The organism is Litorivivens sp. (assembly GCF_041624475.1).
GTDB lineage: Bacteria > Pseudomonadota > Gammaproteobacteria > Pseudomonadales > Spongiibacteraceae > Litorivivens.
In genome coordinates this window covers 80,308-103,059 of sequence record NZ_JBFJUX010000005.1, presented here as the reverse complement: position 1 = coordinate 103,059, position 22,752 = coordinate 80,308, and the positions used below count along the sequence as shown (strand labels likewise).

Below are 22,752 nucleotides of genomic sequence, written 5' to 3'. Positions count from 1 at the left end.
CAGCCTTAGACTGACTTGTCCTTCTGCTCGCTGTTCATCTGCGACGCAGTCGCGTCACTGCGGTTGTCTTCCACCGGCTGCGCTTCGGCATCGGTTTCCGCTTTGTCTTTGTCGTCGTCCGACATGCTTTTCTTGAAGCCCTTGATCGCGCTGCCGAGATCGGTGCCGATGCCCTTGAGCTTTTTGGTACCGAACAGCAGCAGTACGATAATCAGGATAACAACCAGTTCTTTAATGCCAAATCCCATGTTCGATTCCTCACTGCGGATTTATTGCCGGGATGCTTTTTCTTCGTGTCCGGACAGATCAAAACGACGTTCCAGTTCCTCAAGAACCTCGCGATAGCTTAAATTCAGGTGCGACAGCATTACCAGACTGTGAAACCAGAGGTCGGCGGTTTCGCCAACCAGTTCGGTGCGAAGCGCGTTATCTGCAGCGTTGGCGGCAAGGTCTTTTGCGGCGAGGATGGTTTCGGTTGCTTCCTCGCCCACCTTTTCCAGAATCTTGTTCAGACCCTTGGCGTGCAGGCTGGCCACGTAGGATGATTCTGGGTCCGCAGCCCCTTTACGGGCTTCAAGAACCCGGTCAAGCTGCTCGAGTACGCTGTTATTGCTGATCGGTTCAGTCATGATTTCCGGTAAATCTGATTCGGGTCTTTGAGTACGTTTTCGGTGGTGTTCCACTGACCGTCGCTAAGGGTTCGGAAAAAACAGCTTTCGCGTCCGGTATGGCAGGCAATGCCGCCTTGCTGGGTTACGCTCAGTACGATGGTGTCGCCGTCGCAATCGAGCTGGATGTTCTTTACCAATTGCTCGTGACCTGACGATTCGCCCTTACGCCAAAGCTTTCCGCGCGAGCGCGACCAGTAAACGGCCTTGCCACTTTCGGCGGTCAGCGCCAGCGATTCGCGGTTCATCCAGGCCATCATCAGGATTCTGCCGGATGCTGCGTCTTGCGCGATGGCGGGTACCAGGCCGTCGCTGTTGAAAGCCACGCTGTCCAGCCATTGATCTGCATCTGTACTCGTCATACTTCACCTTCACTGTCAGCGCATTATGACACGCCAGGGCCTGCGGACACTACTTGTGGTGCTGCCGTGGCGCTACTTCAGGCACAGTATCAACAGGCCGGCGGCGCCGAGTGCCAGCGACAGGGGTGGCAGGCCGGCCAGGGCCGGTTGCGCGATTGCTGCGCCGAGCAGTACCAGCCCGGTGACGCGCCAGCGCTGATTGTGTTTTTCCTGGTCGAGGCGCCGCTCCAGCCGCTCAATGTCAGCGCTGTTGCTGCGCGGTTCAAATACCGGGCGCGGCCCTTCCAGCAGCTGCTCCGGCAGGTTGGGCAGCTGCTCCAGCCAGCCCGGCAGGCGGTGGCTTACCCGCTTGAGCATGCTCTGGGGCGAGTAGCGGTCGCGCAGCCAGTGTTCGAGAAAGGGTTTGGCGGTATCCCAGAGGTTGAGCTCCGGGTAAAGCTGGCGGCCGAGCCCTTCGATATTGAGCAGGGTTTTCTGCAGCAGCACCAGTGAGGGCTGCACTTCCATATCGAAACGGCGCGCGGTGGAGAACAGGTAGACGAGCAGCTGGCCAAAGGAGATTTCTGCCAGCGGTTTTTCAAATACCGGCTCGCAGACACTGCGAATGGCTGACTCGAATTCATGCACCCGGGTGTTGGGCGGTACCCAGCCACATTCGATATGCAACTCGGCCACGTCGCGGTAGTTGCGCTGGAAGATGGCAAGCAGGTTGCGAGCCAGATAATACTGGTCGGAATCACTGAGGCTGCCGATGATGGCGCAGTCGATGGCAATATACTGGGGTGATTCCGGGTGTTTGCGCGACACGAAGATGTTGCCGGGGTGCATGTCGGCGTGAAAGAAACTGTCGCGGAAGACCTGGGTAAAAAAGATCTCGACACCGCGCTCGGCAAGCTTTTTCATGTCGGTATTCTGGGCGTTGAGGGCGCCGACATCGGTGACCGGGATGCCTTCGATGCGCTCCATCACCAGCACTGTGCGGCGGGTGTAGTCCCAGTAAACCTCGGGCACATAGAGCAGTTCCGACTCAGCGAAGTTGCGTCGCAGCTGAGAGGTGTTGGCGCCTTCGCGTTGCAGGTCCAGTTCGTCGAGAATGGTCAGTTCGTAGTCTTCGACCACTTCCAGCGGACGCAGCCGGCGACCATCGGGCACATAGTTATGCACCAGTCGAGCGATGGTGTAGAGCAGCAGGATGTCTTTTTCGATGGTGCGCTGAATGCCGGGGCGGATGACCTTGACCACAACCTCGCGACCGTCTTTCAGCTGGGCACCGTGAACCTGGGCGACGGAGGCCGAGGCCAGAGGCTCGGTGTCAAAGCGAGCGAACAGTTCGGCCACCGGTTTGCCGAGGGCGGTTTCGATAATTTCCCGGGCCTGCTCGTTGTCAAAGGGCGGCACCTGATCCTGCAGTTTGGCCAGTTCCTCGGCGATATCTTCGGGTAGCAGGTCGCGGCGGGTGGAAAGCTGCTGGCCAAATTTGATAAACACGGGGCCCAGTGCCTCCAGCGCGAGGCGCAGGCGCTCACCGCGGCTGGCATTGGGAGCTGGCATCAGACGCCAGGGGCCGAAACGCAACAGAAGGCACAGCCAGGTAGGCAGGCGACTGGTGTCGATCAATTGGTCGAGGCGAAAGCGTACCGCGATTGAGAGAATGGTGAGCAGGCGTCGGAGTCCAAACAAGGGGCGTTACTCAGTGGCTTCGGGTTGCAGGCGTTGGCGCAACTGTCGCAGTTTCGCGTCGAGGCGGTCGGTGCGCAGGGTCAGGTCTTCGAGATCGCGGTAAAAATCTTCTACCTGAATCGGATGCGGCACCCATTGGCTTTCTTCGCGCACAAACTCCGTGGCCTGGCGTCGAAACGCCCCCAGCGCCTGCGCGGCCCAGCGGCCACCCTGGCGCAGGGTGCGGCCAATCTGGTGGGCGGCAACGTCGCCAATCAGGCGGGCAAGGGGCGCTTCCCAATCAATATCCAGCTGGCTCAGGATTTCCCGAAGCTCAACAACCCGGGCGGTATCGCCGTCGACCCGCACATTGCCGTTGATCAGGGCGGCGGCCGGGTCATCGGCGAGCGCAATTTTGCTGAATTCGTCCCAGCTACCGGTAAGGGTGGTTGTGGCGGGTGCCGTACTTTCTTCTACCAGCAAGATGGGCTCGCCGATGCACAGGGTCAGGGAGAAGGCCGGGCTGGTGCAATTCAGGGTAAAGCTTTTGCCGTGCAGCGGCCGCAGTCGCTCGCGAGTGGCCTGATCGAGGTCGAGCGAGCGATTGATCAGGCTTTCCAGCGCGGCGAGGGCCGGGGTGGGCAGTTTCATGCCTTGATGCCCCGGTGCAGGGCGACAATACCGCCGGTCATGTTGTAGTAACTGGTGTTGACGAAGCCGGCCTCATCCATCATGCCTTTCAGGGTTTCCTGATCCGGGTGCATGCGGATGCTTTCCGCCAGATAGCGATAGCTTTCGCTGTCGCCGGCGACGAGCTGTCCCATGCGCGGCAACACCGAGAAAGAATACTGGTCGTAGAGTTTGCTGATGACCTCGCTGGTGGGCTTGGAAAACTCCAGTACCAGGCAGCGACCGCCTGGTTTTAATACCCGGTACATGGAGCGCAGAGCCGCATCCTTGTCGGTCACGTTGCGCAGGCCAAAGGCGATGGTCAGGCAGTCAAAGTGATTGTCGGGAAAGGGCAGGCATTCGGCGTTGGCCTGAACGTAGCGCATATTGCCGACGATGCCTTTGTCGGTCAGTTTTTCGCGGCCCACTTCCAGCATGGAGCTGTTGATGTCGGCCAGTACGACTTCACCGGTGTCGCCGACAATGCGGCTGAACTTGGCCGCCAGATCGCCGGTACCGCCGGCAATATCCAGAACACGATGGCCCCGGCGCACGCCGGACAGCTCAATGGTGAAGCGTTTCCAGACCCGGTGAATACCGCCGGACATCAGATCGTTCATCAGATCGTAGCGGGCGGCGACGGAGTGAAAGACGCCGGCTACCAGCCCGGCTTTTTCCGTGGGGTCTACCGAGCGAAATCCGAAGTGGGTCTTGTTGTCCTCTGCCATGGGCCATCCAGCGATTCAATTGAGTGTTTTTCGGGGCGTTATTGTAGCCTCGCCGGGTGCCTATGTATAACGTTCGCTGTTGCGACAACAGGGGCCGAGGCTAGAGATCGAGCTCGCGGCGCAGTTCCCGCAGTTTTTCCCGGCGCTCTTCCAGCGACAGGGGAGTGCTGTGCTCCTGCGGCAGAGCAGGCGTGTCAGGTTGGGTCAGTTCCTCGCCGTCGATCACCTGCTGACAGAGCCGCTGGTAGTGTTCGCGAAACACCGGAAAGGCGCTGCGCTCCGGGTTGTTGGCCAGAAAATACCAGTCGGCGGCGCGCCCGGCGTGATACACCGCCGGATGGCTCCACTCATAAGCGGCTTTGGGTGAGGGTGCGCGACAGGCCTCCAGATAGGCGCTGTGCACGTCGGGCAGGCCGAACTCCTTCAGGCTGGGGCGGCTCATCTCTCGAATGGTGTGCAGGGTCGGCAGGTAGGCGCTTTCCTTGATGCTGCGGCGACCGCCGCGCAAAATTTCTTCCGGGCTCAGGTCGAGCAAGCTGTGCAGCCAAAGCTGTTTCGCGACATTGGTTTTGTCGCCGGGAAAGGCCTTGTGAAACTGGTTGTGGTAGGCCAGCTCCAGCTCGGTAAAAAGTTGGTTGATGGCATCGATATGGGCGTCGGTGATCGGCTGTTCAGCGTCACTTGCCTCTGAGCCCGCTGGCCCAGCTGCGGTCGGTGAGTTTGTGGAAGAGCTTTTCAGCTTCCGACTGAGGCTTTCCGTCAGCGTTTTGCTGTCCCGCATTGTTGTCTCCCATTCGATGGCGCTGCGCCCACTGGTATTTCACGTGCTGCAGAAATTTGCTGTTCCATGAGCGCTGCAACTGGCGACTATCTTGCCAGTAGAGGCGGAATTCGGGCAACAGCTGGCGGGCAAAGTCGTGGTCGATGTTGGCCATGCGCAGAATATCGAACACGGCCTCGTCGGGCTGCCAGTTGGCCGGAATCTGGCGTGGCTCGGTATCGAATTCAATGGCATTGGTGTAGTGCGCCCACTGGCGGCGCACATGTTCGATGAATCTCGTATTCCAGCGGCGGTCGCGGTGGCCGCTCTCGCGCCAGTAGAGCACGAACTCCGGTACCGCGTCTTCGATAAAACTGCGATCAATGTCGGCGCGCTCCAGGATTTCCAGCGCGTCGTGACTGGGTTGCCAGTCCGGAGCGATAGGAGCGGTCTGGGCGAGCTCCTGCTGGTCGTACTGATGCTTTTTCCAGCGCTTGGCTACATGCTGGGTAAAGGTGCTGTTCCAGGAGGCGCGGGCGTTGCCTTTTTCGCGCCAGTGGCTGATAAATTCGGGCACCAGCGCCTCGATAAAAGCGGGCTCGATACCGTGGAATTGGGTCAGATAATTGATGCTTTCCCGGTCTGGGCGCCAGTCGCTGTCGATGGGGCGGGCGCCGCCGTCGTGGCTGTTGAATCCCGCTGCTCTGGTTGGCGGCGCCGGCTCGGCAGTGCGTGCCGGAGCGGGCTCTGACTTGCCCGGCTGACCGGCGTTGAGACTGAAGCGAATATTGCGCACATTGCTGTTAAGCGCACTGCCCAGCGACAGTACGCCCTGCGACTGCAGCTGCAACAGAATTTTCTCGATTTCTGCTTGCTCCCAGAACGGCAGCAATTGTTGCAGCTGGGCTTTATCGATAAGCTGCCAGCTTTCTTCGCCGCCGTGCAGTTGCGCCCATTCCGTCAGCAGTTGCAACACAATGGCTTCGTGCAGGCCAAGCGTGGCGGCGAGGGTGGGCGAGACAATAAGCGGGCGTTCAATCACAGTGGACGGCTGATAATGTGGGAAGTGAGCCGGCTATTGTACGGCCAGGCTTGCGCCAGGGCCAAGCGGGATTTGACTGGAGTCTGCAAAGACCCGCTGGTATGGATGGTTATAGGGAAAAACATGGCAAAACAGAAAAGCGCCTTTGTCTGCAATGAGTGCGGCAGCGAATACAGCAAGTGGCAGGGCCAATGCCACGATTGTGGGGAGTGGAATACCCTCAGCGAGTTCAAGCTGGGGCCGGCTTCCGGCAAAGCGCCGGCGCGGGCGGTAGGCTATGCAGGTGCTGCTGCGACCGAGGTGCAGACCCTCGACTCCATCAATCTGGAAGATCTGCCGCGTATTCACAGCGGCTCGTCGGAGTTCGACCGGGTGCTGGGTGGTGGTCTGGTGCCGGGCTCTGCAGTGTTGATTGGCGGTCATCCGGGGGCGGGCAAAAGCACACTGCTGCTACAGACGCTCTGTAAACTGGCGCAGTCGGTTCCGGCGCTCTATGTGACGGGTGAGGAATCCCTGCAACAGGTGGCGATGCGGGCCAAGCGCCTGGAGCTGAAAGCAGATAAATTGCAGCTCTTGTCGGAAACCCAGCTGGAGTCCATCTTGAATCATGCGGCGCGGCAGAGGCCGCAGGTGATGGTGGTCGATTCGGTGCAGGTGCTGCACAGTGATGGCGTGACCTCGGCGCCGGGCAGTGTATCGCAGGTGCGTGAATGCGCGGCGGCGCTTACCCGTTTCGCCAAACAGAGTAATACCATTGTGCTGCTGGTGGGTCATGTCACCAAGGAAGGCTCACTAGCCGGCCCCAAAGTGCTGGAGCATATGATCGATTGTTCGATCATGCTGGAGGGCAGCAGTGACACCCGCTTTAGAACCCTGCGCGGCCAGAAGAACCGCTTCGGGGCGGTGAATGAGCTGGGTGTGTTCGCCATGACCGAGCTGGGCCTGAAGGAGGTCAAAAACCCTTCGGCGATCTTTCTCAATCGCCAGAGTGAGCCGGCTTCCGGCAGTGTGGTGATGGTGGTGTGGGAAGGTACGCGTCCGCTGCTGGTGGAAATTCAGGCCTTGGTAGACGGCAGCTCGCTGGGTAATCCGCGCCGGGTGGCAGTGGGGCTGGAGCAGAACCGGCTGGCCATGCTGCTCGCGGTATTGCACCGCCACGGCGGTCTGCAGGTAGGGGATCAGGATGTCTTTGTGAATGTGGTGGGCGGCGTCAAGGTGTTGGAAACCAGTGCCGATCTGGCGCTGCTGTCGGCCATCGTTTCCAGTTTCCGCGACCGGCCGTTGGCCGAGGATCTGGTGGTGTTCGGTGAGGTTGGGCTATCCGGCGAGATTCGCCCGGTGCCCAGTGGTCAGGAGCGACTGCAGGAAGCGGCCAAGCACGGCTTCAAACGGGCCATCGTGCCCAGCGGCAATCGACCGCGCAAGGCGCTGGAGGGTATGGAGGTGGTGGCCGTCGATACCCTGGCGCAGGCGCTGGAAGCCCTTTAAATTTGTAAACAGCGTTTAGAAGATTTCTTCCAGGCTGTTGTCACTGGCCCCGTTACCGGGGGTGTAGCCAGGCGATTCGCTGGTTTCCGTGTCCGGTACATTCTCCGCTCGAAAAATCTCAAAGATGGCGTTGCTCTGCCCCGGTGCGGCCTGCTTGCCGGTATCGGGGTCTATGCGCACGGTGGCAATGCCCGCAGGTTGCTTCATGGCTTGCTCGGGTTTGCCTTTCAGTGCCACCTGCATGTAGTCGATCCAGATGGGCAGGGCGGTCGAGCCACCGTATTCCCGTTTGCCCAGGTTCTGGTTGTTGTCAAAACCCACCCAGGCGGTGGTGGCGACACCTGCGCCATAGCCGGAGAACCAGGCGTCCGTGGGGCCGTTGGTGGTGCCGGTTTTGCCGGCCAGATCGCTACGCCCCAGCTTGCGCGCCCGACGCCCGGTGCCGTACCGAATAACATCCTTGAGAATGCTGTCCATGATATAGGCCACGCGCTCCTCGACAATGCGCTCGGCATTGGGGTGCTGGGGACCTTCGGCCTCCATGAGAATCGCTTCGAGATTACTCGCTTCTTCAAAGAAGGGTTCTTCATCGCCGATGTGAATCTGGTCCGGCCCGAGGGCAACTTCTTCTTCGCAGGGGCGGCAGACGACCGGATGCTCGGCCTGATAAAGAATATTGCCGTCCCGATCTTCAATCCGCTCCAGCACAAAGGGTTTGACCCGGTAGCCGCCATTGGCAAAGGCGGTATAGCCGGTCACCACGTCCAGTGGGGTCGCGGAAAGACTGCCCAGCGCTAAAGACAGGTCGCGAGGCAATTGCGACTCGCGAAAGCCAAAGCGGGTAACGTAGTCGATGGTTTTGGCGATGCCGGTAGAGCGCAGCAGGCGAATGGAAACCAGGTTGCGCGAGTTGTATAGGGCCTTGCGCAGGCGGGTCGGGCCGTAGAACTTGCCGCTGTCGTTGGTCGGCCGCCAGGTGCTTTCCAGGGCCTGATCGTCAAACACAATTGGCGCGTCATTGATCACTGTGGCCGGCGTGGCGCCATTCTCCAGCGCGGCGGCATAAACAAAGGGCTTGAAATTGGAGCCGGGTTGGCGATTGGCCTGGGTTACCCGGTTAAAGCTGCTGTGCTGATAGTCGAAGCCGCCCACCAGACTTAGAATGGCGCCGGTATCGGCGTCCATCGAGACGAGCGATGCCTGCACCGCTGGCAGCTGTGACAGCTGCCAGCGTTTACCGGGTTCGGCAGCCACGCGGATCACATCGCCGCGCTTGAGGATATCAGCTGCGGTTTCTGGCGCGTCGCCACGGCTGTCCTCGTTGATATAGGGGCGTGCCTCTGCCAGACCGTCTTCCCATAAAAGCTCGATTTCGGTGCCGTCGCGCATCAGGCAGGTAACGCTCTGGTCTTCAACCTTCAGCACCAGTGCCGGTTCCCAGCGACCGACACTGCCGAGACGCCTTAGCTCTGACTGCCAGTGATCGCGATCAAGCGGCGATGTCAGCTGCCAGTGCTGTTCCGGGCCGCGATAGCCGTGGCGGCGGTCGTATTCGGTAACGCCGTTGATGACGGCCTGATTGGCTGTGTTCTGCAGCTCGCTGTCGATAGTGGCGTAGGCGCGATAGCCTTCAGTGTAGGCGTCGGCGCCAAATCGGCGAATCATGTCGCGGCGGATCATTTCCGAAACGTAGGCGGCCTCGGCCTGCAGTTTGCTGCCGTAGTAGCTGGCCGAGATTTCACTCAGACGCGCGGTTTTGTAGGCTTCCTCGTCGATATAACCGAGGTGCAGCATGCGCGCCAGAATCCAGTCGCGGCGCGACTTCGCCCGGCTCGCGTTCACCAACGGGTTGTAGGCAGAGGGAGCCTTGGGCAGGCCGGCAATCATGGCCATCTGGGCCAGGGTCAGTTCGCCCACATGCTTGTCGTAATAGACCCCGGCGGCCGCCTCAATGCCATAGGCGTGGTTGCCGAGAAAGATTTTGTTCAGGTAGAGTTCCAGGATTTCCTGCTTGTTCAGGGCCCGCTCGATTTTAATCGCCAGAAAAATCTCGTTGAACTTGCGGGAGAAGGTACGCTCCTGGGTCAGGAAGTAGTTTTTCGCCACCTGCATGGTGATGGTGCTGCCGCCAGTCTGGATTTCGCCGCTGACAATCAATTGTGACGCCGCTCGCAGCAAGCCACCGATATCTACGCCATGATGCTCGTAAAAGCGGTCATCTTCGGCAGCGAGGAAGGCCTTTATAAAAAGTGGTGGAATGTCCTCGAAGTCCAGCGGTGTTCTCTTTTTCTCGCCAAATTCGCCTATCAGCTTCTGGTCCCGGCTGTAGATGCGCAGGGGGGTCTGGAGGCGGATATCGCGCAAAGTGTCGACATCCGGCAGTTTTGGGGTGAGATAGATGAAAATAGCGGCAAAACCGGCAATCGCACCGGCTGCGAGTACCAGTAATAGGTGCGTAAGTACTCGCCGTAGCACAATAATTTTTGACATTCTGGCCCTAGTGTTTGGTGATGCTCGGTTCGCGAATCGGCGCCTATGTTAGCGAAATGAGACGCGGTCTACCCAATAATCATTATAACTATTTGCGAAATTGGGTACTCTGGTATTTAATCTAATTATAAAAAGTGTGTTCTAAGTCTCGGATGCAGATAGGAAATCTCTGGTGTTAAAAGAACTGTTTGGCGGCTGGCGACCCAGCCCGGTAGTTGGAGTGGACATCAGTTCCAGCGCTGTGAAGGTGCTGGAACTGAGCCTCAATGACGGCCGTTACCGGGTAGAGAGTTTCGCTGTGGCGGCTCTCCCCCAGAATGCGGTGGTCGAAAAGAATATCGCCGACACCGAGGTGGTGGCTGAAAGTCTGCGGCTGGCGCATACCCGTTCGCGCTCCAAACAGAAGAATGCGGCGGTAGCGGTGTCGGGCGCTGCGGTGATTACCAAGGTGATCGAGATGCCCGCTGATATGGGCGAAGATGTGATGGAATCCCAGATCACTATGGAAGCGGATCAGTACATTCCCTACCCGCTGGAAGAGGTTGCACTGGACTTTGAAATCCTGGGTCCCTCGGAGCGCAACGAGGCGATGATGGAAGTGCTGCTGGCGGCCTCCAGGCAGGAAAATATTGATTCCCGGGTTGAGGCGCTGGAACTGGCGGATCTTGAGGCGAAGGTGGTGGATATCGAAGCTTTCGCCATGGAGCGCACTTTTTCCCTGATTGCCGAACAGTTTGAGCTGAACGAAAACTCGGTGGTGGCCATTATCGATATTGGCGCTACGGTCACTACCTTGAGTGTGATCGTCGATGGCGAAACGATTTATACCCGCGAGCAGCTGTTTGGCGGCCGACAGCTGACCGAAGAAATTCAGCGCCGCTACGGTGTGACCTACGAAGAAGCCGGGCTGGCAAAAAAAGAAGGCGGTATCGCCGACGACTACGAAGATGAAGTGTTGCTGCCGTTTCGCGAGGCCGTGGTGCAGCAGGTCAATCGCGCACTGCAATTCTTTTTCTCCGCCAGCCAGTACAACATGGTTGACCTCGTGGTTCTCGCCGGCGGTGTTGCGTCTACCAGCGGCCTGGCGGATCAGGTGGCCAACGAATTGGGTACCTCGGCCGTGGTCGCCAACCCCTTTGCTAATATGGAGGTGGCACCGGGAGTGGATGTACTGGCGTTGAACGCAGATGCTCCGGCAATGATGATTGCCTGCGGCCTGGCATTGAGGAGCTTTGACTGATGGCAAGAATCAACCTCCTCCCCTGGCGTGAAGAGCGCCGCGCGGCACTGCAGAAGCAGTTCCTGGTGATTCTGGCGGGCATGGCGGTGTTTGGTGCCCTGATTGTTTTTCTGGGTGACCGCTACGTGTCTGCTCTGATTGAGCACCAGAATGGCCGCAATAATTACCTGCAGCAGCATATTGCCGAATTGAATCGGCAGGTGGCGGAAATTCGTGAACTGGAAAAACGCCGCGCCGAACTGCTGGAGCGGATGGAAATCATCCAGGGCTTGCAGGGCAAGCGCCCGGTGATTGTTCGGATCTTCGACGAGGCTGTGCGCACCATGCCGGACGGGGCCTACTTTCTGGATATGACCCGAAGCGGAGAGAATATAAAAGTCTCCGGCAAAGCGGAGTCCAACAACCGGGTATCGAGCCTGATGCGCAAACTGGACAGCTCCCTGTGGTTTAAAGATCCGAATCTTACGTCGGTAAAAGCCGCGCCTGATTTTGGTGAACAGGGCAGCGAGTTCCAGCTGTCCTTCAAGATCACGTCCCCGGACGCTGAAGCCGCAGCGGCGAAGGAGAAATAGTCGTGGCATTTCAGGACGCGCTTAAAGAACTTAAAGATTTCGATATTAACAATATTGATCTGCAGTCCGTTGGCACCTGGCCGATTCTGGTCAAGAGCATCGTCTGGGTTGTGGTCTTTATTGCTGTTTTGGTTGGCGGCTATTTTCAGCTGATTGAGCCGCTGCGCCTAGAGCTGGAAAAGGTTACTGCCAAGGAGCAGGAGCTGCGCGAGGAATTCAAGCGCAAGGCCTTCAAGGCGGCCAATCTGGCGGCTTACCGCAAGCAGATGATTGAAATGGAGGAAACCTTTGGTGCCCTTCTCAGTCAACTGCCGACCGATACCGAAGTGCCGGGGCTGCTGGAAGATATCACCGAAGAAGGGGTATCCAATGGTCTGGAAATTACCTCGATTAAACTGCAGCCGGAAGTTCGCAAGGAGTTTTATGTGGAGCTGCCTATCAGCATCCAGGTGAAGGGCCCTTATCACGATCTGGCGGCCTTCGTCAGCGGTATTGCCGGCTTGCCGCGGATCGTGACCCTGCATGATTTCAAGATTGGCGGAGCCAAAGGCGGCATTGACCTGAATATGTCGATTACGGCGAAGACCTACCGCTACCGTGATCCGGAGGTCGATGGATGAAGACAAAGACACTGATCCCGGTCCTGATGACAAGCCTGCTGGTGGTGGGTTGCGGCGGTAATGCCTCCTACGAGGATATCGACGCCTATATGGCCGAGGTTAAGTCCCGACCGGTACCACAGATTCCGCCGATCCCGCCGTTCAAGGCCTACAAGGCCTTTAACTACAGTGCGTCGGGGATGCGCAGTCCATTTATCAAGCCGGTCGAGGCGAAGCAGGTGGCGCGGCTTTCCGGCAATACGGCGGTGAAGCCTGATTTCAACCGCAAGCAGGAGTTTCTGGAGCAGTTCAGCCTGGACTCGCTGCGGATGGTAGGCTCGCTGGAATTGGATGGCGTGCGTTGGGCCCTGATCAAAGACAGCGAAAACAGCGTGCACCGGGTGCGTCGCGGTAACTTCCTGGGCCGAAATCACGGTCGGGTGGTTGAGTCGACGGAAACCAGTGTGTTGATTATTGAAATTGTTTCGGATGGTGGCGACGGCTGGATCGAAAGACCGCGAACCCTGGAAATAAAAACGAGTGACGGCTAAGCGAGTGGAGAAGTCATGAATACCTTTAAGCCAAATAAATTTCAGCGGTATCTGCTTTGGGCGGCTTGCGCGATCTTCACTCATCCCCTGTTTGCCAGCGAACTCAAGGATATCCAGTTCTCTGCCCTGCAGGGTGGTCGATTTGAGGCCCGTCTAAGCTTTGATTCTGCACCGCCAGAGCCCAAGGGCTACACCATTGAGAAGCCGGCGCGTATCGCGCTCGACTTGCCGGGTGTAAGCAGTTCGCTGTCGCAGAAGAAATACCCCTTGTCCTACGGCAATGCCAGCAGCGCCATTGTGCTGGAGGGCGGTGACCGCACGCGGTTGGTACTCAATCTGATTGAGCTGGTGCCCTACCTCACGCGCGTGGAAGGTAATGACCTGGTGGTAGAAGTCGGCTCGGTGGCGACGGAATACCTGAAGGATGCCGGTGGCACGCTGCAGCAGATTTCCAGTGCGAAGCCTGAGGTCGAAACGGCTCGCGGCAACCAGATCAAGGATATGGATTTCAAGCGCGGCGCCAATGGCGAAGGCATGTTGGTCATGAGCCTTAAAGACCCCAAGGCCGATATTAATGTCTACGAGCAGGGCTCCAAGATCTTTGTCGAGTTTAATGATGTAGCTCTGCCTGAAAAGCTACGTCGCCGCTACGATGTGGGCGACTTTGCCACACCGGTTCAGGTTGTTGATGCCCAGAGCACCAATCGCGGCGCCCGCTTTGAACTCAAATCCAGTGGCGATTACGACTATCTGGCCTACCAGACGGACAACCAGTACGTCGTCAGCGTTAAGCCCCTGACCTCCGAAGAAGTGGAAGAGCGGCGCAAGGAGTTTGCCTACGTCGGCGAGAAGCTGTCGCTGAACTTTCAGGATATCGAAGTGCGCGCGGTGCTGCAGTTGATCGCAGATTTTACCGAACTTAACCTGGTTGCCAGTGACACCGTGTCGGGCAACATTACCCTGCGCCTGAAAAATGTGCCTTGGGATCAGGCGCTGGAACTGGTGCTGAAAACCAAGGGCCTGGACAAGCGCCTGGTCGGCAATGTGCTGATGGTGGCGCCGGCGGCAGAGATCGCCGAGCGCGAGCGCCAGGAAATCGAAGCCCAGAAACAGGTGCGGGAGCTGTCGCCCCTGCGCAGTGAGTTTGTTCGTATTCGCTACGCCGATGCCAAGGACCTGATGGGGCTGTTTGAGCGTTCAGGCAGGGGCGGTCGTGGTGGTAACAACGATAATGAGGGTGAGGACATTCTGTCCGAGCGCGGCCGGGTGGTGCTGGAGTCGCGTACCAACTCCCTGCTGATTACCGAAACCGCAGAAAAACTCGATGAAATTCGCCGTCTGATCAAGCAGATCGACGTGCCGATCCGCCAGGTGCAGATTGAGGCGCGGATTGTTCGAGCCAGCACGGACTTCGACAAGAGTCTGGGTGTGCGCTGGGGTGGTGCCTACTATGACGTGAACAGCGCGGGCAATGTTATCTCTGCAAACGCAACGATTGAGGATAACAATGCAACCACCAGTAATCTGATCGATGCCGCCAATTCTGGTTCAAATTCTTTTGAAGTTATCCCGGGTATGATTTCCGACCTCGGGGTTGCCGGTGCGGCGGGCTCCTTTGCCCTCGGTTTTATTGAGGACGATCACTTCCTCAATCTGGAGCTGTCGGCGCTGGAATCGAAGGGGCGCGGTGAAATTGTCTCCCAGCCGAAAGTCATTACCGGTGACAAGGAGCCGGCGATTATCAAGGCGGGTACTGAAATTCCTTATCCCGAGTCTTCAGCTAACGGTGAAACTACGATTGCCTTTAAAGAGGCGGTGTTGAGCCTGGATGTGACGCCGATTATTACCCCGGACGACCGCATTCTGCTGGACCTACTGATCAATCAGGACACCGTAGGTCAGCTGGTTATTGCCACCGGCCTCGGCGGTCAGGTGCCAACTATCGATACCACCGAGCTGAAAACCAAGGTGCTGGTTGGCAATGGCCAGACCGTAGTGTTGGGCGGTGTTTATGAGACCACGGATATCGAATCTGTAACCAAGGTTCCCTTCTTTGGCGATCTGCCGTACATTGGCCGCCTTTTCCGCCGCAGCACGGTTGATCAGGACAAATCGGAGCTGCTGATCTTCATTACTCCGCGGATTCTGGCTGATACCCTGGTTGAGTAAACGTTATAGCTTATGAAGCATCCTCGCGTGTTCCTTGTCGGCCCGATGGGGGCTGGCAAGAGCACCATTGGTCGGCTGCTGGCCGACGATCTGCAGCTGGACTTTCGTGACGCCGACCGTGAGATAGAAGAGCGCAGCGGCGTCGATATTCCCTGGATTTTCGACAAGGAAGGCGAGGCCGGTTTTCGCGATCGGGAAACGGCCATGATCGAAGCCCTGTCGCAGCTCGACGGCGTGCTCGTCTCTACCGGAGGCGGGGTGGTTGGCCGCGCAGAAAATCGCGAGCTGATGGCTCGCGGCATGGTGGTTTACCTCTATGCCTCAGTCGATGAGCAGGTGCGGCGCACTGCCAAGGACAAGAAACGGCCCTTGCTGCAGAATGCCAATCCGCGCAAAGTGCTGGAAGAATTGATGGCGATTCGCGACCCGCTCTACCGGGACGTGGCTGATATCATCGTTAATACCGACGGCCGCAGTCCGCGCGCGGTCGCAAATGAAATCCGCCGGCAACTGGCCTGAGCTAGCTCGAAAACGCTACAATAGCGCCTTTTCCACACCAGAAATCTTTCATGCGTGAATTGACTCTCGATCTGGGTGAGCGCAGCTACCCCATCCGTATCGCCCCTGCCTTGCTGGCTGAAAACGACTGGCCGGCTTTTATTGCAGGGAATCAGGCCTGCGTGGTCACCAATGAGACCATTGCGCCGCTCTATCTGGAGAGAGTTCTGGCGCGGCTGGATGGTAAACGGGTCAGTGTGGTAACCCTGCCGGATGGCGAAGAGCACAAAACCCTGTCGACGCTGAATCAGATTTTTGACCGGCTTCTGGAAGACAATCACACCCGCAAAACCACGCTGATAGCCCTTGGTGGCGGGGTGGTTGGTGATATGACGGGCTTTGCCGCTGCCTGCTACCAGCGCGGGGTGCCCTTTATTCAGTTGCCGACAACCCTGCTGTCGATGGTGGATTCCTCGGTCGGGGGCAAGACCGGGGTGAACCACGCTCTCGGCAAGAATATGATCGGCGCGTTCTACCAGCCCGAATGCGTCATTATCGACACCAACACCCTGGCGACCCTGCCGGCGCGAGAGTTTGCGGCCGGGCTGGCTGAGGTGCTGAAGTACGGGCTGATTGCGGACCTGCCTTTTTATAACTGGCTTGAAGCAAACTGGGACGGCCTGCTGGCCCGTGACACGGAGCTGCTGGCTGAGGCCATATTGCGTTCCTGTGAGAACAAGGCCCGGGTTGTGGCGGAAGATGAGCGCGAAGGTGGCCGCCGGGCCATTTTGAACCTGGGCCACACCTTCGGCCATGCCATTGAAACCGCCACCGGCTATGGCCGCTGGCTCCACGGCGAAGCGGTAGCAACGGGCATGCTGATGGCGGCGCGCCTGTCGGCAGATTTGGGCTGGATTGCCGAGGAAGAAGTAGAACGCCTGGCGGGCCTGCTCAAACGTGCCCAGTTGCCACTCAAGCCCCCGGCCGATATGAGCGCCGAGCAATTCCTGGGTCTGATGGCCAGGGACAAGAAAGTGCTGGATGGCCGTTTGCGACTGGTGCTGTTGCGTCGACTGGGTGAGGCCATCGTTACCGATGAGGTCGACCAGGCGCAGGTTGTCGGTGCCATTGAGGCCCTGCGCTGAAACCGGTGCTGCTTTATAAGTGACTGTTTGTAAAGCAAAAAACCTGTGTTATTCTGGCTATTCCGCCGGCTAATTTGTCGCTTCTGCGCCAGCCGTGTAGAATGTCCCTCCTTTTTTCCGGCGACTGGGTTTGCCGGGGCGCAGAATTGCTAGCTATCTTTCTGATTTTCTGAGTTTTTTACGAGAGTCGATTTATGAGTACAGGCCTGTACAGACCTGAGGACGTGCGTGATAACTGTGGTTTCGGCCTTATTGCCCACATGCAAGGCGAGCCGAGCCACAAGTTGTTGCAGACGGCCATTGAATCCCTGACGTGCATGACGCATCGCGGGGGTATCGCGGCCGATGGCAAAACCGGTGATGGTTGCGGTCTGTTGCTGAAAAAGCCTGACAGCTTTCTGCGCACACTCGCCCGGGAAACTTTTTCAGTCGAACTCAACAATGTCTACGGCATTGGCCAGATTTTCCTGAGCAAGGACGCCGCCAAGGCGGAAGCGGCGCGCACCGCTGTGGTTGATGCTCTGGTGGAGCAAGGCCTGGAGTGCGTGGGTTGGCGCGAAGTGCCACACGACCCCTCCGTGTGCGGTGAAATCGCCATTGCCAGCCTGCCGCGCATTGAGCAGGTTTTTATCAACAGTGATGCGAGCAGCGACAAGAATCTGGCCACCAAACTCTACGTGGTGCGTCGTCGAGTTGAAAATGCCCTGCAAAACGACCCGGATTTCTACATCTGCAGCCTGTCCTCATCGGTCCTGTCCTACAAGGGCCTGATGATGCCCGTGGACCTGCCCAAGTTTTACCCTGACCTGGGTGATGCGCGTCTGGAAACAGCAATTTGTGTTTTCCACCAGCGCTTCTCCACCAATACGGCGCCGCGTTGGCCGCTGGCCCAGCCCTTCCGCATGCTGGCGCACAACGGTGAGATCAATACCATTGAGGGTAACCGCAACTGGGCTGAGGCGCGTTCGGCCAAATTCTCCAGCCCGTTGCTGCCTGATATTGAGAGCATTGCGCCGCTGGTCAATCGCACCGGCTCAGACTCCTCCAGCCTCGATAACATGCTGGAGTTGCTGGTAGCCGGCGGCATGCCCCTGTTCCGCGCCGTGCGCATGCTGGTGCCGCCGGCCTGGCAGAACATGGAGCATATGGATGCCGACCTGAAGGCTTTCTACGAATACAACTCCATGCACATGGAGCCCTGGGACGGGCCGGCCGGTATTGTACTGACCGACGGTCGCTACGCGGTGTGTATGCTGGACCGCAACGGTCTGCGTCCGGCGCGCTGGGTTACGACCACTGACGGCTTTATTACGCTGGCCTCGGAGATTGGGACCTACAATTACAAACCGGAAGACGTGATTGCCAAAGGGCGTGTTGGCCCCGGCCAGATTCTGGTGGTGGATACCGAAACCGGCGAGGTGATGCACACTCCGGATGTCGACGCCCAGTTGAAAACCCAGCAGCCCTACAAAAAATGGCTGAAAGAACACGCCACTCGTATGGAGTCGACTCTGTCCACCTCGCTGGTGCCCGACTTGGTGGGCAAGGAGCAGCTCAAGGCCTTCCAGAAGTACTTCCAGGTCAGCTTTGAGGAGCGAGAGCAGGTACTGAGCCCGCTGGCGGAGTCCGGCAATGAAGCGGTCGGTTCCATGGGGGACGACACGCCCATGGCGGTGCTGTCCCGGCAGGAGCGCCCGTTGTACGACTATTTCCGGCAGAAATTTGCCCAGGTGACTAACCCGCCGATCGACCCGCTGCGCGAGGCGATCGTTATGAGTCTGGAAACCTGCCTCGGTCGGGAAAAGAATATTTTTGAAGAGACCGCCGATCACGCCGAGCGCCTGATTCTGTCGAGCCCGGTACTGTCTCCAGACAAGTTCCAGCGACTGCTGGAATTGAACAACCCGAATTTTGCGGTGGCGCGTCTTGATCTGACCTACGATCCAGCGATCACTGATCTGCGCAGCGCGATAGACAATCTGTGCGAGCAGGCGGTAGCTGCGGTTAACAATGGCAAAACCCTGCTGCTGTTGAGTGATCGGGGCATCGAGCCCGGCCTGCTGGCGATTCACTCGCTGATGGCGACCGGTGCGGTTCACCATCACCTGATCAAGCAAGGCTTGCGCTGTGACGCCAATATTGTGGTGGAGTCCGGCAGCGCCCGCGACTCGCATCAGCTGGCCTGCCTGTTTGGTTATGGTGCAACCGCGGTCTACCCCTATATGGCCTTCAGTGTCATTAACGACATGCTGCGCACGGGTGAGCTGGTGGGCGACACCAACGAGTGCCACACCGCTTATCGCAAAGGCATCAACAAGGGCTTGATGAAAATCCTCTCGAAAATGGGGATTTCCACCATCGCGTCCTATCGCGGCGCCCAGCTGTTTGAAATTATCGGTCTCGACGACGAGGTGGTTGAGCGCTGCTTCCGCGGCACCGCCAGTCGGATCAAAGGGCCGAACTTTGCCGAGCTGCAGAAAGATCAGGAAGCACTGGCTACCGTCGCCTGGATTCCGCGCAAGCCGATCAGTCCCGGTGGTCAGCTGAAGTTTGTCCACGGTCAGGAATTCCACAGCTTTAACCCGGATGTGGTTAAAGGGCTGCAGGATGCGGTGCAAACCGGCGACTACACCCGCTGGAAGAGTTACAGCAAACTGGTCAACGAGCGCCCGGTGGCGACACTGCGCGACCTGCTGAAACTGAAAGATGCGAAGCCGATTCCGCTGGATGAAGTTGAACCGATCGAAAATATCCTGCCGCGTTTTGATTCGGCCGGGATGTCGCTGGGCGCGCTGAGCCCAGAGGCTCACGAGGCACTGGCGACAGCCATGAACCGTCTCGGGGGTCGTTCAAATTCCGGTGAGGGAGGTGAAGATCCTGCCCGCTACGGTACCGAGCGCAACTCCAAGATCAAGCAGGTTGCTTCGGGCCGCTTTGGTGTTACTCCGCACTATCTGGTGAATGCCGAGGTGCTGCAGATCAAGGTGGCACAGGGCGCCAAGCCCGGCGAGGGCGGTCAGCTGCCCGGCGGCAAGGTCAATGAACTGATCGCGCGTCTGCGTTATTCGGTGCCGGGTGTTACGCTGATTTCGCCGCCGCCGCACCACGATATCTATTCGATTGAGGATCTGGCCCAGCTGATCTTTGACCTGAAGCAGGTCAATCCGGATGCGCTGGTGTCCGTGAAACTGGTCTCCGAGCCTGGCGTCGGCACGATTGCGGCCGGTGTGGCCAAGGCCTATGCGGACCTGATCACCATTTCCGGTTACGACGGCGGTACCGCCGCCAGCCCGATTACCTCCATTCGTTACGCCGGTTCGCCCTGGGAGCTCGGACTTGCCGAAGCCCAGCAGACCCTGCGCGGCAATGGTCTGCGCGGTATGGTGCGGGTGCAGACCGACGGTGGCCTGAAGACCGGTCTGGACGTGGTGAAAGCGGCTATTCTCGGCGCCGAAAGCTTTGGCTTTGGTACCACGCCGATGGTGGCGCTGGGTTGTAAATACCTGCGTATCTGTCACCTGAACAACTGCGCCACCGGGGTAGCTACCCAGGATGGACGTCTGCGCGACGAGCACTTTATCGGCACCGTCGACATGGTGGTCAACTTCTTTACCTTTATGGCCATGGAAACCCGCGAGCTGATGGCCAGCCTCGGTATTCGCACCATAGATGAACTGATTGGCCGCACTGATTTGCTGGAGCAGCACGCCGGCGCTACTGAAAAACACGGTAAGCTCGACCTGTCGCCGATTCTGCATAAAGACGCTGAAGCCGAAGGGCAGCCCGAGTTCTGCCAGGTGGCCCTCAATGCGCCCTTTGACAAGGGTGAGAAAGCCGAGGCCATGGTGGCGGCGACCATCGATGCAATTGAAAACAAGCGCGGCGGTGAGTTTGAATTCACCGTCACCAACTGCGATCGCTCGATTGGTGCGCGTTTGTCCGGCGAGATCGCCAAACGCTACGGCAATGACGGCATGAATGATGCGCCCATTACCCTGCGCCTGACCGGTACCAGTGGCCAGAGCTTTGGGGTGTGGAATGCGGGCGGCCTGAATATGTACCTGGAAGGCGACGCCAACGACTACGTCGGCAAGGGCATGGCCGGCGGCAAACTGGTGATCTATCCGCCCAAGGGCAGCCGCTTTGCGTCCCAGGATACCGCGATTATCGGCAACACCTGCCTCTACGGTGCCACGGGTGGCCGCCTGTTTGCCAGCGGTCGCGCCGGTGAGCGCTTTGGCGTGCGAAACTCGGGCGCCCATGCGGTTGTCGAAGGTACGGGTGACCATTGCTGCGAATACATGACCGGCGGCAACATCACCGTACTCGGCCCGACCGGGGTTAACTTCGGTGCCGGTATGACCGGCGGTTTCGCCTATGTGCTCGATCTTGAACATCGTTTTGTCGATCGTTACAACAGCGAGCTGGTGGAAATCTGCCGGATTACATCCGAGTCGATGGAGGCTTATCGCTCGCATCTGCGCGCCAATATCCAGGAATTTGTAGCCGAAACCGGCTCTGCCTGGGGTGCAGAACTTCTGGAGAACTTCTCCGACTACATTGCCAAATTCTGGATGGTGAAACCCAAGGCGGCCAGTCTGGGCGCCCTGCTGGCCAGCACCCGCCAGCGCCCGGAATAAGTTGAGCGGAGAGGATTGAGGTAATTTTATGACGGAACGTCAGAGTAACAATTTCCAGTTTATCGATGTCGGTCGCGCAGATCCGGACAAGAAAGCCATCGATGTCCGCAAGGCTGAGTTTGTCGAAATTTACGAGCCCTACCGCGAGCAGCAGGTTGCCTCGCAGGCAGACCGCTGTCTGGCCTGTGGTAACCCTTACTGTGAATGGAAGTGCCCGGTACACAATTACATTCCCAACTGGCTGAAGCTGGTCAGCGAGGGCAACCTGTTTGAGGCGGCCGAGCTGGCACACCAGACCAATACCCTGCCGGAAGTCTGCGGCCGGGTGTGCCCGCAGGATCGTCTCTGTGAAGGCGCCTGTACCCTTAATGACGGTTTTGGTGCGGTGACCATCGGCTCCACTGAGAAGTATATCGCCGACACCGCGCTGGCCATGGGCTGGCGTCCGGATCTGTCCGAGCGGGTCTGGACCGACAAAAAAGTCGCGGTTATCGGCGCTGGCCCGGCGGGCCTCGGTTGCGCCGATGTGCTGGTGCGTGCCGGGGTAAAACCGGTGGTCTTCGACAAATACCCGGAAATCGGTGGCCTGCTGACCTTCGGCATTCCCGAGTTCAAGCTGGAAAAATCCGTCATGTCCCGTCGCCGTCAGGTGTTTGAGGAAATGGGAATTGAATTCCGCCTGAACACGGAAGTGGGCAAAGACATCACTGCTCAGGAGTTGATGGACGAATATGACGCCGTTTTTCTGGGCATGGGTACCTACACCTCCATGAAGGGTGGCTTCAGCGGCGAAGACCTGCCGGGTGTCTATGACGCCTTGCCCTTCCTGGTCTCCAACGTGAATCGCAATCAGGGCTGGGAAAAAGACGCGGCTGATTTCATTGATGTGAGAGGGCAACGAGTGGTTGTGCTGGGTGGTGGTGATACCGCAATGGACTGTAACCGTACCTCTATCCGTCAAGGGGCGGAGAGCGTGGTTTGCGCTTACCGCCGCGACGAAGAAAACATGCCTGGCTCACGCCGTGAAGTGGCCAACGCCAAGGAAGAGGGCGTGCAGTTTCTCTACAACCGTCAGCCCGTTGCGATTGTCGGAAGTGACAAGGTGGAGGGCGTTAAAGTCGTGACAACCCGTTTGGGTGAGCCCGATGAAAACGGCCGCCGTCGTCCTGAAGAAATTCCCGGCAGCGAAGAGATTATCCCAGCCGATCTGGTATTGATTGCTTTTGGTTTCCGCCCGAGCCCGCCGAGCTGGTTTGGTGATTTCAGTATTGATCTGAATGACTGGGAGGGCGTTGTCGCCCCGGAAGAGCAGGCCTACAAGTTCCAGACCACGAACGACAAAGTCTTTGCTGGCGGCGATATGGTGCGCGGTTCTGATTTGGTCGTGACCGCGATCTGGGAAGGGCGTCAGGCTGCCGAAGGCATCCTGGATTACCTGAAGGTTTAAGCCTTTTCGTCAGACGTCTGAGGAC

At 58.4% G+C, this 22,752-nt stretch carries 19 protein-coding genes; 10 read left to right on the top strand and 9 right to left on the bottom strand.

What is annotated here, in order from left to right:
* Nucleotides 1–5 precede the first annotated feature (5 nt).
* The 8 genes from tatA to ABY734_RS07915 form a co-directional block, all read right to left on the bottom strand.
* Nucleotides 6–248: a twin-arginine translocase TatA/TatE family subunit gene (gene tatA, locus ABY734_RS07950; RefSeq protein ID WP_372778441.1), complete on the bottom strand. Its 243-nt coding sequence runs from the start codon at nucleotides 246–248 to the stop codon at nucleotides 6–8.
* A 21-nt stretch (nucleotides 249–269) separates the two neighbouring features.
* Nucleotides 270–629, bottom strand: coding sequence for a phosphoribosyl-ATP diphosphatase (locus ABY734_RS07945; RefSeq protein ID WP_372778440.1), 360 nt, complete (start codon nucleotides 627–629; stop codon nucleotides 270–272).
* Nucleotides 626–1,030 carry a phosphoribosyl-AMP cyclohydrolase gene (gene hisI, locus ABY734_RS07940; protein ID WP_372778439.1) on the bottom strand — a complete coding sequence of 135 codons (405 nt, stop codon included), beginning with the start codon at nucleotides 1,028–1,030 and terminating at the stop codon, nucleotides 626–628. The genes ABY734_RS07945 and hisI overlap by 4 nt, the downstream gene beginning before the upstream one ends.
* A 72-nt stretch (nucleotides 1,031–1,102) precedes the next feature.
* Entirely contained in the window at nucleotides 1,103–2,710 is a 1,608-nt protein-coding gene (gene ubiB, locus ABY734_RS07935; RefSeq protein WP_372778438.1) for a ubiquinone biosynthesis regulatory protein kinase UbiB, read from the bottom strand.
* A gap of 6 nt (nucleotides 2,711–2,716) precedes the next feature.
* Nucleotides 2,717–3,340 carry an SCP2 domain-containing protein gene (locus ABY734_RS07930; protein ID WP_372778437.1) on the bottom strand — a complete coding sequence of 208 codons (624 nt, stop codon included), beginning with the start codon at nucleotides 3,338–3,340 and terminating at the stop codon, nucleotides 2,717–2,719.
* Nucleotides 3,337–4,086: a bifunctional demethylmenaquinone methyltransferase/2-methoxy-6-polyprenyl-1,4-benzoquinol methylase UbiE gene (gene ubiE, locus ABY734_RS07925; protein WP_372778436.1), complete on the bottom strand. Its 750-nt coding sequence runs from the start codon at nucleotides 4,084–4,086 to the stop codon at nucleotides 3,337–3,339. The genes ABY734_RS07930 and ubiE overlap by 4 nt, the downstream gene beginning before the upstream one ends.
* A 100-nt stretch (nucleotides 4,087–4,186) precedes the next feature.
* Nucleotides 4,187–4,867, bottom strand: a complete 681-nt coding sequence (locus ABY734_RS07920) for a replication protein P (protein ID WP_372778435.1) — start codon at nucleotides 4,865–4,867, stop codon at nucleotides 4,187–4,189.
* A complete protein-coding gene (locus ABY734_RS07915; RefSeq protein WP_372778434.1) occupies nucleotides 4,764–5,888 on the bottom strand; it encodes a DnaT-like ssDNA-binding domain-containing protein in 1,125 nt (374 codons plus the stop codon). Before ABY734_RS07915 ends, ABY734_RS07920 begins: the two co-directional genes overlap by 104 nt.
* Before the next feature lie 123 nt (nucleotides 5,889–6,011).
* Here ABY734_RS07915 and radA point away from each other — a divergent pair, with 123 nt between their 5' ends.
* On the top strand, nucleotides 6,012–7,376 hold the full coding sequence (radA, locus tag ABY734_RS07910; protein ID WP_372778433.1) for a DNA repair protein RadA: 1,365 nt from the start codon (nucleotides 6,012–6,014) through the stop codon (nucleotides 7,374–7,376).
* A 15-nt stretch (nucleotides 7,377–7,391) separates the two neighbouring features.
* Here the strand turns inward: radA and ABY734_RS07905 are convergent, their stop codons facing one another.
* A complete protein-coding gene (locus tag ABY734_RS07905; protein ID WP_372778432.1) occupies nucleotides 7,392–9,866 on the bottom strand; it encodes a penicillin-binding protein 1A in 2,475 nt (824 codons plus the stop codon).
* Nucleotides 9,867–10,038: 172 nt separating this feature from the next.
* On the opposite strand from ABY734_RS07905, the gene ABY734_RS07900 reads away from it, so the two are divergent.
* The 9 genes from ABY734_RS07900 to ABY734_RS07860 all read left to right on the top strand — a co-directional run bounded on the left by ABY734_RS07900 (nucleotide 10,039) and on the right by ABY734_RS07860 (nucleotide 22,727).
* Nucleotides 10,039–11,106: a pilus assembly protein PilM gene (locus ABY734_RS07900; protein WP_372778431.1), complete on the top strand. Its 1,068-nt coding sequence runs from the start codon at nucleotides 10,039–10,041 to the stop codon at nucleotides 11,104–11,106.
* Nucleotides 11,106–11,678, top strand: a complete 573-nt coding sequence (locus ABY734_RS07895; RefSeq protein ID WP_372778430.1) for a PilN domain-containing protein — start codon at nucleotides 11,106–11,108, stop codon at nucleotides 11,676–11,678. The genes ABY734_RS07900 and ABY734_RS07895 overlap by 1 nt, the downstream gene beginning before the upstream one ends.
* 2 nt (nucleotides 11,679–11,680) lie before the next feature.
* On the top strand, nucleotides 11,681–12,298 hold the full coding sequence (locus tag ABY734_RS07890; protein ID WP_372778429.1) for a type 4a pilus biogenesis protein PilO: 618 nt from the start codon (nucleotides 11,681–11,683) through the stop codon (nucleotides 12,296–12,298).
* Nucleotides 12,295–12,828, top strand: coding sequence for a pilus assembly protein PilP (locus ABY734_RS07885; protein ID WP_372778428.1), 534 nt, complete (start codon nucleotides 12,295–12,297; stop codon nucleotides 12,826–12,828). The genes ABY734_RS07890 and ABY734_RS07885 overlap by 4 nt, the downstream gene beginning before the upstream one ends.
* 15 nt (nucleotides 12,829–12,843) lie before the next feature.
* Nucleotides 12,844–14,997, top strand: a complete 2,154-nt coding sequence (pilQ, locus tag ABY734_RS07880; protein ID WP_372778427.1) for a type IV pilus secretin PilQ — start codon at nucleotides 12,844–12,846, stop codon at nucleotides 14,995–14,997.
* A 12-nt stretch (nucleotides 14,998–15,009) separates the two neighbouring features.
* Nucleotides 15,010–15,516 (top strand): shikimate kinase AroK, encoded by a 507-nt coding sequence (aroK, locus tag ABY734_RS07875; protein WP_372778426.1) that lies wholly within the window; start codon nucleotides 15,010–15,012, stop codon nucleotides 15,514–15,516.
* Nucleotides 15,517–15,566: 50 nt separating this feature from the next.
* Complete coding sequence (aroB, locus tag ABY734_RS07870; protein WP_372778425.1) at nucleotides 15,567–16,640, top strand: 3-dehydroquinate synthase; 1,074 nt, start codon at nucleotides 15,567–15,569, stop codon at nucleotides 16,638–16,640.
* A 194-nt stretch (nucleotides 16,641–16,834) separates the two neighbouring features.
* Nucleotides 16,835–21,280, top strand: coding sequence for a glutamate synthase large subunit (gene gltB, locus ABY734_RS07865; RefSeq protein ID WP_372778424.1), 4,446 nt, complete (start codon nucleotides 16,835–16,837; stop codon nucleotides 21,278–21,280).
* 28 nt (nucleotides 21,281–21,308) lie between these two features.
* Nucleotides 21,309–22,727, top strand: a complete 1,419-nt coding sequence (locus ABY734_RS07860) for an FAD-dependent oxidoreductase (RefSeq protein ID WP_372778423.1) — start codon at nucleotides 21,309–21,311, stop codon at nucleotides 22,725–22,727.
* Nucleotides 22,728–22,752 lie beyond the last annotated feature (25 nt).

Bases quoted from the DNA above. Each gene is read 5' to 3' on its own strand.
- tatA (WP_372778441.1), bottom strand. From the start codon at position 248: ATGGGATTTGGCATTAAAGAACTGGTTGTTATCCTGATTATCGTACTG.
- ABY734_RS07945 (WP_372778440.1), bottom strand. From the start codon at position 629: ATGACTGAACCGATCAGCAATAACAGCGTACTCGAGCAGCTTGACCGG.
- hisI (WP_372778439.1), bottom strand. From the start codon at position 1,030: ATGACGAGTACAGATGCAGATCAATGGCTGGACAGCGTGGCTTTCAAC.
- ABY734_RS07930 (WP_372778437.1), bottom strand. From the start codon at position 3,340: ATGAAACTGCCCACCCCGGCCCTCGCCGCGCTGGAAAGCCTGATCAAT.
- ubiE (WP_372778436.1), bottom strand. From the start codon at position 4,086: ATGGCAGAGGACAACAAGACCCACTTCGGATTTCGCTCGGTAGACCCC.
- ABY734_RS07920 (WP_372778435.1), bottom strand. From the start codon at position 4,867: ATGCGGGACAGCAAAACGCTGACGGAAAGCCTCAGTCGGAAGCTGAAA.
- radA (WP_372778433.1), top strand. From the start codon at position 6,012: ATGGCAAAACAGAAAAGCGCCTTTGTCTGCAATGAGTGCGGCAGCGAA.
- ABY734_RS07905 (WP_372778432.1), bottom strand. From the start codon at position 9,866: ATGTCAAAAATTATTGTGCTACGGCGAGTACTTACGCACCTATTACTG.
- ABY734_RS07895 (WP_372778430.1), top strand. From the start codon at position 11,106: ATGGCAAGAATCAACCTCCTCCCCTGGCGTGAAGAGCGCCGCGCGGCA.
- ABY734_RS07885 (WP_372778428.1), top strand. From the start codon at position 12,295: ATGAAGACAAAGACACTGATCCCGGTCCTGATGACAAGCCTGCTGGTG.
- pilQ (WP_372778427.1), top strand. From the start codon at position 12,844: ATGAATACCTTTAAGCCAAATAAATTTCAGCGGTATCTGCTTTGGGCG.
- aroK (WP_372778426.1), top strand. From the start codon at position 15,010: ATGAAGCATCCTCGCGTGTTCCTTGTCGGCCCGATGGGGGCTGGCAAG.
- aroB (WP_372778425.1), top strand. From the start codon at position 15,567: ATGCGTGAATTGACTCTCGATCTGGGTGAGCGCAGCTACCCCATCCGT.
- gltB (WP_372778424.1), top strand. From the start codon at position 16,835: ATGAGTACAGGCCTGTACAGACCTGAGGACGTGCGTGATAACTGTGGT.
- ABY734_RS07860 (WP_372778423.1), top strand. From the start codon at position 21,309: ATGACGGAACGTCAGAGTAACAATTTCCAGTTTATCGATGTCGGTCGC.